This is a genomic window from Ensifer sp. (assembly GCF_031989085.1).
Taxonomy (GTDB): domain Bacteria; phylum Pseudomonadota; class Alphaproteobacteria; order Rhizobiales; family Rhizobiaceae; genus Ensifer.
In genome coordinates, this window is sequence record NZ_DALZXU010000001.1 from 2139043 (window position 1) to 2151819 (window position 12777).

Below are 12777 nucleotides of genomic sequence, written 5' to 3' on the forward strand. Positions count from 1 at the left end.
CCCCGCCGACGGGGAGAAGGTGGCGGCAGCCGGATGAGCGGCCGCGCGCGGGTGTCGGCGGAGCAGCGCCAAGGCCCTGCCGCCCCTCAGTTGGCCGAGTTGCCTCCGCCCGAAAGACCCTTGGCAAGCCTGACCAGATTGACGAACTCGCTGCGATAGCCGAACGGATCGGCTCCCTTTGCCGCGGCCGCGAGATCGACGACGGCGTCGTAGGAATAGTCCGAAAGCGCGCTGACGCCCGAAAGCTTCTGCCCGAAGGCGGCGACCGCCACCGAGAAGCGCACATCGGCCGGCGCCTCGGCGAGCGAGGGCACGGCGTTCGCCTCCGTGACCGGCGTCGTGATCAGCGCGCTGCTGTCGCCGTCCGGCTTCTTGTAACGGATTTTCAGGAAGGCGAGTTCGCCGGCGTTGGCGGTGGCATCGGCCGCGGTCTTCTGCGCCGCCTTGTAGCGCAGCTCGTCGGTGAGCACCGCCGGGCTGCCCTTCGGCGTCACCTCATAGATCGCGGTCACACTGTGGCCAGAACCGATGTCGCCGGCATCCACCTTGTCGTTGTTGAAATCCTCGCGCTTCAATGCCCGGGTCTCGTAGCCGATCAGCCGGTACTCAGCGATGGCAGCCGGATTGAACTCCACCTGCAGCTTGACGTCCTTGGCGATCGGGAAGAGTGATGCGCCCGCCTCCTCCACCAGTGTCTTCTGCGCCTCGGCCAGCGTGTCGATATAGGCGGCGGTGCCGTTGCCGTTCTGGGCGATCGTCTGCATCAGCGCGTCGTTGTAGTTGCCGCGGCCGAAGCCGAGCACCGACAGGAAGATGCCGCTCTTGCGCTTCGTCTCGATCATCGCCTTGAGGTCGTCGTCACTGGCCGGCCCGACATTGAAGTCACCGTCGGTTGCCAGCATCACCCGGTTGACGCCGCCCTTGACGAAAGCCTTTTCCGCCAGCCGATAGGCCGCATCGATGCCCTCGGCACCCGCCGTCGACCCGCCCGGCTGCAGCGTGTCGATCGCCTGCAGTATCCTAGCCTTGTCCTTGACGGCCGTCGGCTCCAGCACCGTGCCGGCATTGCCGGCATAGGTGACGATCGAGACGGTATCGTCCGGCTTCAGCGTCTCGACGAGCAGCCGGAAGGCGGCCTTCAGAAGCGGCAGCTTGTCGGGCTCGTCCATCGAGCCGGAAACGTCGATCAGGAACACCAGGTTCGCCTTCGGCGCCTCAGCCGGTACGACGTCATAGCCCTTGATCGCCACATGCATCAGCCGCGTGCCACCATTCCAGGGTGTCGGCGTCACCGTCACCGTCGCCTTGAACGGTTCGGCGGCAGAGGCCGGGCGCGGCCAGTCATAGGGGAAGTAATTGACCATCTCCTCCACCCGCACGGCATCGCGATCCGGCACCTGGCCCTCCATCAGCGAGCGGCGCACGAAGGCATAGGAAGCCGTGTCGACATCGACCGAGAAGGTCGATACCGGATCGGTGGCGACGCTTTTGACCGGATTGTTCTCGCCCTTGCCGAAGCGCTCGCGGTTTTCCGGCGGTGCCGGCTGCATGTCCGGCGATACGATCGGCGCGGCGACCGAAAGCTGTGCGGCGCTGTCGCTCATCATCTGGTTGGCCATGGCATCCGCTTCGGCCGCAGCCGTGGGCGCCGGGCTCCCAGCCTGCGGTGCGGATTGAACCTCGACGGTCTCCTGTTCACGGGCGCGTGTCAGCAACCGGGCAATTTCCGGCTCGTCGGCCGTTGCCTTCGCCTTGCTGTCGGTGTTTTCAGGTGCCGGCGAACCGGAGGCCTCCGACTTTTTGGCCGCAGCCAGGCTCTCGTCCACCGTCGCTGCCGTCGAGGACGGTTTCGCAAGTGGCACGGCCTTCTGTCTCGGCTCCTCCTTGACGGCGATTTCCGTGCCGCTCCCCCCCGGAAGCGCCGTGTTGCGCGTCAGTTCCAGCGTCAGGAAGGCGGCGGCAGGCACGACCAGCAGCGTGGCAAGTGCCGATCCAGCAAGCAGTTTCCTGTTCATGATGGGGCTCCATATCCGGTTGAAGATGGAGCTTTGACGAACCGGCGGCACCGATCCTTGGGTGCTGGTCGAATTTTCTTCGGCGAGGTCGAAGGCCTGCATGGCGGCCGAAAGCGCGCGGGCGCGTGCCTCGTTCGAAGCCTTTGGCGCAGTCCGCCCGGAGAGCTTGTCGAATTCGTCGGTCATGATCACACGGCCTCCTTGCCAAGCACTGTCTTCAGCCGCTTGCGCGCCTCATGCACGTGCCAGGAAACGGTTGATTCCGAGCATCCGAGCACGTCGGCGGCGGCGGCATGGCTCATCCCCTCGGCATAGACGAGCAGCACCGCGTCGCATTGCTTTTCCGGAAGCCCCCTGACCGCCGTCCAGAGCGCCTGCTCGCGCTCGTCCTCGCCGGTATCACCTGCGCCGAGAACCGCCTGCTCGCTGGCATAAGCCTGCATCCCGGTGCAATCCCGCGTCTGGCGGCGCCTGTGGTCGCGGGCGGCATTGAGGGTGAGCGTGTAGAGCCAGGTGCGAAACCGGCTGGTGCCGCGAAAGCCGCGAATGGCCGAGCCGAGCCGCACGCAGACATCCTGGGCGATATCCTCCGCATCCGCGGTGTTTCCCGACCAGCGCCAGGCGACGGCATGGACAAAATCATAGTGCCGCTCGACCAGTTGGCCGAACGCCTGTCTGTCGCCAGACACCGCTTTGTCGACAAGTTCAGCGTCCAATGGCGTGCCCGCTCCCAGCTGTTTCAGACCTTAGACGTTGCACGGCGGCAATTCCTTGGGGTCCCGCGCGAAAAAATCTTCGGCCCAGGAAAAACTAGCGTGGAAACGTTCCGACGACTGCGATCATCGGCCCCATCGGGAACAGCCGGTCGTGCCGGTTGATGTCGGGCGCGTAGAGACTGGAGATCGTGCCGTCGAGAAAGAGCGCATTGGGGCAATCGAGTTCGTCACGAAAGAGCGTGGCGAAGTCGTGAAACCGCACCGGCCGTTTCGAGACGGCGAACACCACCTCGCCGGTTTTCGTCACGCCGACGCCGTTTCGGGTCTTCAGGCTGGTGCTGTCGGGCAGGAAGCGCGGATGCAGCGCGCCGTCGATCACCAGCATCGGGCCGGACTGGGTGGCAAAGCGAGGGGTGATCCCTGCATCGCGATAGGCGTCCGCAGCCATCACGCCGGCCTTGCCGCCGTCGACATAGAAGACGCCGTTCGGCAGCAGATGGAAATTGCCCCAGCCGGTGTTGGTGTTGAGCGGCGCCTGCTCGCGCCCCTCCTCGACATGCAGGCCCACCGGCGACAGGTCGTCGTGATACATGCCACCGTTCATGGCAAACAGCATGTATTCGTCGCGGTGGCGCAGCTCCAGCGACAGCGCCCGGAACGAGCGGAAGGGAACGCCCGCCTGATCCTTGTTGTAGAGGCGGATGTCATTCTCCGCCGGATCGACGGTGCAGGCGATGTAGTCCTGCCCGAGATGGCTGACATCACGGCAGGCGCCGAGCGCCGGGCCGGCAAGTCCGGCGGAAAGAACGGCACCAACAAGAAAAGGCTTCGGAAACAGCGGCATGAAAAACACCCAATGGAATCAGTCGCCCAGCATCATCCAGATTGCGGCGGTTCTGGCGCAGGCGCGAGGAAAAAGCGGATAGCATGGTGAAGCCTGCCTGCAAGGCCGGCGGCCAGGCAGGCGGATTATCACCACCGCCGCCAACACCGCTGCGCCGTCCGTCTTCTCCCCTCACCCCTGTGCTCGTCACAGGGGTCCAGCCACGGCGCGTCCGCGGCGTGAAGGAAACCGCTCTGCGCCGCATCAATAGCTAGTCGTCTGGTGCCGCAGACGCGGCACCGCTGGATCTCTGTGACGAGCACAGAGATGAGGGTGGGGGAAGGTCGGTGCCACAACTGCCTCCAACACCGCCAACGCCGCCACCGCAACTGCCGCCAACGCCACTGCCCCCCTGCGCCGTCCGTCTTCTCCCCCTCACCCTGTGCTCGTCACAGGGGTCCAGCCACGGCGCGTCCGCGGCGTGAAGGAACCCGCACAGCGCCGTATCAATAGCTAGACCTATCGTACCGCAGACGTGGCACCGCTGGATCTCTGTGACGAGCACAGAGATGCGGGAGAGCAGAGGTCAGTGCCATGGCCGCAACCGAATGTGGCTTGTCGAACGCCTGCGCGTGTGCAGCGCCCCTCTTCCGGCGTGCGACGAATGCGAGCAACGTCACATCGCAACGCCCCCCGCATTCACACCCCGGGGAGAAATCCGGCAATGCTGGCCAGCACGAAACAACCGGCGGCCGCGGCCAGGCCAAAGATCGCCGAAAGGCAGGCAAGGCCGGCAACGCCACCACTGAGGTATGACTTGGGATCGCCGGGCAGGATCTCGCGCGACAATGTGGTCAGCAGACGCTTTTCCTGCAATGTGTAGCGCAGATTGCTCGCATGTTTGCGGCCGAGCCGTTGCACCTCGCCGTAATTGTTGGCGATGGCAAAGAAGGTGACGAGCAGCCCGATGCAGCTGACCACGAGCGCCGCCTTGCGTAGCAGGTCGATCGCCTGCGGCAGCAGATTGGCGCCCGTTCCGGAAGCCTCGAACAGCCCGCTGAAGCCGGCGATGCAGGCGGCAATGACGGCGGCATGGGCGCCGGCGATCGCCAGTAGGCGCTTGTACGCCTCGTCGAGAAGCTGCGAATTGGCGGCGTGAATGCTGTCCAGGCGCGAGACCTGCGCATCGACGTCCTCGCGCGACAAGCGCGGGGGGAAGTTGCTCGGCGATACCACTGGACTGCGTGTCATGAGATGGCCTCCAACGCCACACTGTCCAAAACGATATAAATCCGGAAATTTTGCGTTTCCAGAAAAGCTCGAATTTTAGTCATTCCCGGTATTTGCACGCTGTTCTTCCACAGCTTGGCGTCGGTGGACGGCGCTTAGAGGTGCAGGGCGGCCATGTGAAAGTGTAGCTGATCGGGCGGATAGCGAAAGTCCTGACCAATGGGACAGGCATCGCGGGAAAGGCAAGCGTGTGTAAGGCAGCCGCGCCTGCCCGCCTCCGTCGCGAGATGGCCGCGACAGCGTCCGACATCGAAATGCAGCCGTTCGAGCGCGCCGGCGGGACAGGCGGAGACACAGGGCTTTTCCACGCAACTGTCGCAAGGGTGCGCGGCCGATCGCGCGCCGCCCTCGGGCAAGGCGCTGTCGAAGGCCAGCGCGCCGCGATAGCCGTGCCATAGCCCGAAGCGCGGATGAATGAGGATGCCCAATGGCGAAGGTCTGAGGCCCTCCGCCCGCATCGCCCATTGCTGGAATGGCTGCCAGGGCGGATCCGACGGGAAATAGGCCGTGGCTCCATGGGCACGAGCGATCTCGCCGATGACCACCTTTGACCAGTGGTCGAGCGGATCGGCGCCGCCGCGGTCCGGCGCGCTTTCACGCCAGCGCACGAACGGCTGCCAGAGCGAACCGCCGATATTGCCGATCAACACCACGCCGGCCGCCGGGCGACCGTCTGCCAGAAGCGGCGCGGCGTCGTCGCGGGCGAAATTCAGCGTTCCGCGCAAAAAAAGTCCGTGCGGCCCAAGAGCCGCACGGACGGTTTCAAGTCGAGTGTCCGCAGATGCGGAAGGCGCCGTCATTTCGGTTTCGGCCCCTGTAGATCGTAATGCGGGCGCCAGACCTCCTTCTGGATCATGTCAGCCACCTGCGCCGCGCCGCCTTGCTCCCTGGCTCTCTCGGGACCCTTTCAGGTGAAAGCGTCGGGCATCGAATTCTTGCGCTGGTCGATGAAGGCCTTGAGCGCATCATCGATCGCAGGATCGAGGTAAGGCGCCTCGTAGTGTTCCAGCCAGCTGCGGCAAAGCGCATTGGCGCGCTGCTCGATGCGCTTTTCGCCTTCCACTTCCCACTGTTCGTAGGAATTGTTGTCGGCCAGCGGCGAGCGGTAGAACGCGGTCTGGAAATGGGCCTGGGTATGGGCGCAGCCGAGATAATGGCTGCCGGGGCCCACTTCGCGGATGGCGTCCAGCGCCTGCGCATCCTCGGAGAGATCGATGCCTTCGGCCATCTTCTGCATCATGCCGAGCTGGTCCTGGTCGATCATGAACTTCTCGTAGGACGAGATCAGACCGCCCTCGAGCCAGCCGGCCGCATGCAGCACGAAGTTGGTACCGGCAAGCAGCGTCATGTTGAGCGTATTGGCCGATTCGTGCGCCGCCTGGGCGTCCGGAACCTTCGAGCCGCAGAGCGACCCGCCGGTGCGGAACGGCAGCTTCAGACGTCGGGCGAGCTGTGCCGCACCATAGGAGACCAGCGACGGCTCCGGCGTGCCGAAGGTCGGCGCTCCCGACTGCATCGAGATCGAGGCGGCGAACGTCCCGAACAGCACCGGCGCGCCCTTGCGGATCAGCTGGGTGAAGGAGGCACCGGCCAGCACTTCGGCCAGGATCTGCGTCAGCGTGCCGGCCACCGTCACCGGGCTCATGGCGCCCGACAGGATGAACGGCGAGAGCACGCAGGCCTGGTTGTGGCGCGCATAGACCTTGAGCGCGCCCACCATGGTCTCGTCGAAGACCATCGGCGAGTTGGCGTTGATCAGGTTGAGCGTGACGCAATTGTTTTCGACGAACTCGTCGCCGAAGACGATCTTGGCCATGGCGATGGTGTCTTCGGCGCGCTCGGGCGCGGTCACCGAGCCCATGAACGGCTTGTCGGAATATTTGATGTGGCTGTAGACCATGTCGAGGTGACGCTTGTTCACCGGAATGTCCACGGGTTCGCAGACGGTGCCGCCGGACGAATGCATCGACGGCGCCATATAGGCGAGCTTCACGAAATTGCGGAAGTCCTCGATCGTTGCGTAGCGCCGGACACCTTCGAGGTCGCGCACGAAGGGCGGGCCGTAGACCGGCGCGAAGATCGTCGCCTTGCCGCCGACCTGCGCGCTGCGGGCCGGATTGCGGGCGTGCCAGGTAAATTCCGACGGCGCGGTCTTCAGGAGTTCGCGGCAAAGGCCCTTGGGAAAGTGAACGCGCTGGCCGCGCACGTCGGCGCCGGCCTGCTTCCAGAGCTCCAGCGCCTCGGCGTCGTCGCGGAATTCGATGCCGATTTCCTCGAGGATCGTATCGGCGTTGCGTTCGATCAGCTGGAGGCCTTCCTCGTCGAGGACCTCGTATTCCCTGATCTTGCGCTGGATATAGGGCAGAGATGGCCCCGGTCCGCCGCCGGTGCGCGAGGCACGCCGCGCTGCCGCTCCCCGCCCCTCGCCACGCGAGCGGCGACCGCCACCCTCAACCGCGTCCTGTTCTGTCACGTCGCTCATGTACTCATTCCTCTCCCGCGCATTTCGATATCCTGCGCCTTCAAGCACCGATTGGCCCTCATGCTACCAAGCCGCAGGGACTGTACGGGTCTCAATGCGCCAACGAGTGGCGCAACTCGAACACTGCCGACTGCGTCATTGCCGGCCAAAAACCGCATGGCGCGAATATATTGTTTTTGTTAAGAATATATAGGCCCCGAAAGAAGCGGCTCTCCGTCGCTTTTTGCCATATGCGACGTCGCTTTCGAAAACAGATTTTTACAGGTCGCCCGCTATTGATTGTTGAACGTGCCCGGATTTTTGCCCGGCCGTGCCAGGAACCGAGGAACCCTACTATGGCAGACGATGAAATCATTCTGGAGGACCTTTCCGACGAGGAACTCGTGCAGCAGATGCATGACGACCTCTATGACGGCCTCAAGGAAGAGATCGAGGACGGCACCAACATCCTGCTCAAGCGCGGTTGGACGCCCTACGACGTCCTGACCCAGGCACTGGTCGAAGGCATGCGCATCGTCGGCGTCGACTTCCGCGATGGCATCCTGTTCGTGCCGGAAGTCCTGTTGTCGGCCAATGCGATGAAGGCCGGCATGTTCATCCTGCGGCCGCTTCTGGCCGAAACCGGTGCCCCGAAGCTCGGCAAGATGGTGATCGGCACCGTCAAGGGCGACATTCACGACATCGGCAAGAACCTCGTCGGCATGATGATGGAAGGCGCCGGCTTCGACGTCGTCGACCTCGGCATCAACAATCCGGTCGAGAACTACCTCGAAGCAATCGAGCGCGAGCAGCCCGACATCCTCGGCATGTCGGCACTCCTGACCACCACCATGCCCTACATGAAGGTCGTCATCGATACCTTGAAGGAAAAGGGACTGCGTGACGACTATGTCGTGCTCGTCGGCGGCGCGCCGCTCAACGAAGAGTTCGGCAAGGCCGTCGGCGCCGACGCCTATTGCCGTGACGCGGCCATCGCGGTGGAGACGGCTAAGGATTTCATGAAGCGCAAGCACAACCTGCTCGCTGCCGGCTGAGCCTGCCCGAATACCATGAAAGCCGGCCGCAGCGACGATGTCTGCGGCCGGCTTTTTTCATCTGCGAAGGACGTCAGTTGGCGGCGTTCGCCACCTTCTTGCCGGCCGACTGTGTCGCGTTGACCGTGTTTGCGGTATCCTGACCGATGCCGCGGATCGTGTTGCCGCAGGCGCTGAGCGTCGTCAGCGCGATCAGGATGACACTGACGGTCGCAATGGTTTGTGCTTTCATGGCCAGCTTCCTTCACATTGGTGGGTAGTGGGATCGAGATGGAAATTGTATCGCGCACTATAGAACGCACAACGCCGGAAAAAGTTCACGTCATCGGTTGCGGCGCGATCGCGCGCGAAATTCTTGCCATATGTCAGGCAAACCGGCTCGACCATGTCGACCTTACCTGTCTTCCCGCCATCTGGCACAACACCCCCGACAGGATCACCCCCGGCGTGCGCGAGGCAATCGCCGCGGCCCGCCAGCGCGGTTTCGAGCGCATCTTCGTCGCCTATGCCGACTGCGGCACCGGCGGCCACCTCGACCGGCTGTGCGCGGAGGAAGGCGTCGAGCGCATCCCCGGTCCGCACTGTTATTCCTTCTTTGCCGGCAACGAGGCCTTTGCCAGCCGCTGGGACGACGATCTGACAGCCTTCTTCCTCACCGATTTCCTCGCCCGCCAGTTCGAGGCCTTCGTGATCGAGCCTCTTGGCCTGAAACGGCATCCGGAGCTCAGGGACATGTATTTCGGCCACTACCGCAAGCTCGTCTACCTCTCGCAGCAGGAGGACGAGGCGCTGAAGGAAAAGGCGAAGGAAGCGGCCGAATATCTCGGCCTCGAATACGAGTATCGCTTCACCGGCTATGGCGATCTGACGACATCGCTCCTGAGCGCCTGATCCAACCAGGGGCGCGCCAAGCCGCCATACCCGTCCGCAGAGGAACGGCCGACCGTCAGCTCGCCATCAGGATGGAGCGCGCATTGCCGTCTTTGCCGGCGGCTGCGCCACCTGGACCGCGCCACGCGCCGTCGAACATCGAAACCGTGTTCCGCCCGTCCCGCTTGGCCTGGTAGAGCGCAGCGTCGGCTGCGCGAAGCAGGTCTTCCAGCGTCGCTTCCGCCGGTTTGCCGAGGACGACGCCAAGGCTTGCGGTGACGGCCTGACCGTCGGCAAGGCCGCGATTGCGGATGCCGAGCGCCTCGATCGCCGCCCTGATCTTCTCGGCCATATCGCGCGCCTGCCGCCCTTCGACATCGCTCATCAGCACCAGGATCTCCTCGCCGCCAAAGCGGAAGGTCTCGCCGGCAGGGCCAACTTCCTTGAGAATGCTGTCGCAGACGGCGCGCAGGCATTCGTCGCCCTCGATGTGGCCGTGCACATCATTGAAGAGCTTGAAGCGGTCGATATCGAGCATGATCACGGCGAGCGTGGTGCCGGCGTCCGGCCCCGCCCACAGCGACTGGCGCACCCGCGCCAGCGAGTGGCGGTTGAAGAGCCCCGTCAGTTCGTCGCGCTCGGATTTGCGCTCCAGCTCGGCGTGCAACAGGCTGCCGCGCAGCTGGTTGAGGAAATTCAGCCGGTCCTTGTGCTCCATGACATAGGCGCTCATCGCCAGGAAGATCGCGAGCGTCACGTAGAAGGTGATAATGCCGGTATAGACGACGTCGTCGAAGGCGCCGCTCAGCTTCGTCGTCGTGAACTGCACGGCGCACATTACGAGGAGCCCGATCATGATCGTCGGGAATCGCGGCCTGAGCGCAATGACGAAGAACAGGAACGCCGCGACATTGCCGTTCTGGTAGACGAACAGATACGGGCTTTCACTGAAGACGGCGACCGACATCGGCAGCGACACGCCGAGCACGGCCACCGAGATTGCAAGCAGATCGTAGTTGCGCGCGCTCGGCCAGCGCCGCAGCGCCAGCACGCTGAAAAGCGCGAAGGGCGTGAAGATGCCGAACCGGACGACAACGAGCTCGAAGAACACATCCGGCATCATCGTCGCATCGCCGAAATAGACGCTGTCGTAGATCAACGTCCCGATGACGGCCCAGACGACCGCGAGACGAACGCGGCTGGCGGCATAATCGCGAAGGAATGCGGCCTCGATAGCGGGCGCAAAACGCAGGAACTTAAATCCGCGGCCGATCTGGCGGTCAACGTCTCCTAGCGTCACGACGCTCATCATCGGTTCTCCGGTCTCTTGAAACGGACAACCGACTGGTGACACAAATAACTGAAGATGCCCTAAAGAGACGCAACCCTCGTTGATACCTGCTCAAGCTCGAGCACGTTTCCCTCCGGGTCGCGCGCATAAGCGATCAGATATGGCTTTTCCGGCGTGCCGAAGTCGGTGATTTCACCGATCTGCGCTCCGCCGGCCTGGATGATGTCCGATAGCACGGCGCTGATATCTTCCATCTGAAATGACAGGTGCCCCAAACCGGGCTCGTTCACCCTTGGCTGATCCCGGTCATGCGTGACCTTATGCTCGTGTATCTCCAGGAAGGGCCGTTCGAGTTCGGGGAATTTGAGCCAGATCGTGTATATCTCGCAGCCCGAAAGACCATTGCCGCGCGACACTTTTTCGCCTGACAGCATCCTGGGCTCACGCAGCGGCTCGCACTTCAGGACATCGATGTAGAACCCCGCCAGCGCGTCCGCGTCTCGGGCGACCAGGTTGATGTGAGCAAGTCTCATGACGGTTGATTTCCTCGGCTATGAGGCAACCATATCCATGGGTGAAGGATGGCGAAAGACGCGCTTCGGCGCGGACTGCGGTCAGCGGCGCATTTCACCGACGTCGACCGCGAGGGAATGTCCATCGCGGTCGAAGAACAGCGGACAGTTATGTGTTGACCTGCGGCTACCCCGCCTTCTTCACCGCCGGGATGACCCACGAGCCATCGAGGATCGATGGCGGGCTGTCGTCCGGCCAGTAGAGCCGCATCATAAGGATGAATTTGTCCTTCGGCGCCGGCAGCCAGTTGCTTTCCTTGTCCGCGCCGGGGGATTCGTGCTGGATATAGATATCCGTCGAACCGTCCGCATTGGCCTTGAGGTTCTGCCGGGCGCTGATCGAGTAGCGATTGAGCGGATTGTCGACGAAAAAATACTGGTCGTTGTACATCGTGATCGACCAGAACCCCCGCACCGGCGGCAATTGTCCCTTGGGAAAGGTGACGACGTAGTTGTTCGACCCGTGATAGCCGCGCGCGATCAGGCCGTCCTTCGACTTCAGCGACGTCGGATAGACGGCATCCTGCGGCCTGTTGGCCCCAAGGCCGATGGCGGTGATCAAAGCGCGCTGGAGATAATTGGTGCCGTAGATCCCGGTGCTGGTGGTGTAGCCCCAGCCATTGACGTCCTTGATGTCGCCGTCGCTGAACTTGAAATGCAGCATGATGCGGTGAAACGCGAACTCCGGGACACGGCCGGCCCATGTGCCGTCCAGTTTGGTCTTGTCGAAATCCTGGCCGGGGACAATGCCGATCTGGGCGAATTTCGCCACCGTGCCCGCATCCGCTGCCGTTGGCGGGTTGGTCTTCATCAGTTCGCTTAGAAGCGTGAAGTATTCCACCGCATCCATGCGATTGACCTGCTCGCGCACGGCGGTCTTCATGTCGATATCAGGATCGACCTTGGCGGGCGGTGGCGTCCAGTCCTTGCCATAGGCGCTGAGCGGAACCAGCTTGCACTGGTCTTGCAGCGCGTGAACCAGCTTGTAGTCTTCCGGCGTGCCGTCGCAATAAATGCGGCCGAGAATCCAGACGAGGCTTGTCGGCGACCTGTATTCGGTGACGCCGTCCGGCACCTGACCTTTGAAGCCGGGGCCGGTTATCGCGTAGGAATGCGCAGCACCGCCCGTCGTTCTCTTGCCGGGCACCTGGAAAACCGTCGTCCATCCATCGAGCATCGGAAACAGGAAGAAACGATCCTTCATGTCCGGTATCGACAGCACCCAGGGCTCCTTGCCGACATCGACAAAGGCGGTGGTGTAGAGCGTGTCTGCATTCGGCGCGGTGACGTCCTTGAAGGCCGGGCCCGGATATTCGCGCAGCTTGATGATGTGACCCATCGGGCCTTTGCTTCCCACCGGCTTTTCGACATTGGTGACGACCCGGCGCGTCATCTCCGTCGTCACCAGCGGATAGCCGTAGATATAGGCTTCGACTGCCAGCCAGAATTCGTCGGCCGCCTCGATCGGATCGATCAGTGGAGATTCAAAGGCATTCGCGGTTGTAAACGATGCGCTGGCAAGCAGGCCAACGCCTCCCAGCGCAACGGCGCGGCGTGTCAGATCCATGGTTTCCTCCTCCTGTTTTCTCTTCGCGCCCGGACGTTAGCACATGCTAATTCATGCCACCAGGCATTGTGCGGCGCGCAATCACATCCTGAAAACGCCAGAGCTGGACGCCGTTTT

The 12777-nt window shown here is 63.2% G+C and carries 12 protein-coding genes; 2 read left to right on the forward strand and 10 right to left on the reverse strand.

What is annotated here, in order from left to right; translation table 11 throughout:
• Positions 1-86: 86 nt before the first annotated feature.
• From RTP54_RS10395 to RTP54_RS10420, 6 genes are all read right to left on the reverse strand, one after another.
• Positions 87-2201, reverse strand: coding sequence for a vWA domain-containing protein (locus RTP54_RS10395; protein WP_409517098.1), 2115 nt, complete (start codon positions 2199-2201; stop codon positions 87-89).
• Positions 2202-2203: 2 nt separating this feature from the next.
• Positions 2204-2731, reverse strand: coding sequence for an RNA polymerase sigma factor (locus RTP54_RS10400; protein ID WP_112811052.1), 528 nt, complete (start codon positions 2729-2731; stop codon positions 2204-2206).
• Between the two features lie 94 nt (positions 2732-2825).
• Entirely contained in the window at positions 2826-3575 is a 750-nt protein-coding gene (locus RTP54_RS10405; protein ID WP_112811122.1) for a phosphodiester glycosidase family protein, read from the reverse strand.
• 678 nt (positions 3576-4253) lie between these two features.
• The gene (locus RTP54_RS10410) at positions 4254-4805 is read right to left on the reverse strand and encodes a hypothetical protein (RefSeq protein WP_312362404.1); all 552 of its coding nucleotides are present in this window, start codon (positions 4803-4805) and stop codon (positions 4254-4256) included.
• Between the two features lie 134 nt (positions 4806-4939).
• A complete protein-coding gene (locus RTP54_RS10415; protein WP_112815667.1) occupies positions 4940-5644 on the reverse strand; it encodes a 4Fe-4S dicluster domain-containing protein in 705 nt (234 codons plus the stop codon).
• Between the two features lie 107 nt (positions 5645-5751).
• A complete protein-coding gene (locus RTP54_RS10420; protein WP_112811056.1) occupies positions 5752-7326 on the reverse strand; it encodes a trimethylamine methyltransferase family protein in 1575 nt (524 codons plus the stop codon).
• A 335-nt stretch (positions 7327-7661) separates the two neighbouring features.
• Between RTP54_RS10420 and RTP54_RS10425 the strand changes: the two genes are divergently transcribed.
• Complete coding sequence (locus RTP54_RS10425) at positions 7662-8360, forward strand: corrinoid protein (protein ID WP_053252923.1); 699 nt, start codon at positions 7662-7664, stop codon at positions 8358-8360.
• A gap of 73 nt (positions 8361-8433) precedes the next feature.
• Here RTP54_RS10425 and RTP54_RS10430 read toward each other — a convergent pair whose 3' ends face one another.
• Positions 8434-8592, reverse strand: a complete 159-nt coding sequence (locus tag RTP54_RS10430) for an entericidin (RefSeq protein WP_112811057.1) — start codon at positions 8590-8592, stop codon at positions 8434-8436.
• A gap of 38 nt (positions 8593-8630) precedes the next feature.
• Here RTP54_RS10430 and RTP54_RS10435 point away from each other — a divergent pair, with 38 nt between their 5' ends.
• Positions 8631-9251, forward strand: coding sequence for a DUF1638 domain-containing protein (locus tag RTP54_RS10435; RefSeq protein ID WP_312362417.1), 621 nt, complete (start codon positions 8631-8633; stop codon positions 9249-9251).
• 55 nt (positions 9252-9306) lie between these two features.
• Here the strand turns inward: RTP54_RS10435 and RTP54_RS10440 are convergent, their stop codons facing one another.
• From RTP54_RS10440 to RTP54_RS10450, 3 genes are all read right to left on the reverse strand, one after another.
• A complete protein-coding gene (locus RTP54_RS10440; protein ID WP_312362419.1) occupies positions 9307-10539 on the reverse strand; it encodes a GGDEF domain-containing protein in 1233 nt (410 codons plus the stop codon).
• Positions 10540-10601: 62 nt separating this feature from the next.
• Entirely contained in the window at positions 10602-11054 is a 453-nt protein-coding gene (locus RTP54_RS10445) for a VOC family protein (protein WP_312362421.1), read from the reverse strand.
• A gap of 166 nt (positions 11055-11220) precedes the next feature.
• Positions 11221-12660, reverse strand: coding sequence for a DUF1254 domain-containing protein (locus RTP54_RS10450; protein ID WP_312362423.1), 1440 nt, complete (start codon positions 12658-12660; stop codon positions 11221-11223).
• Positions 12661-12777 lie beyond the last annotated feature (117 nt).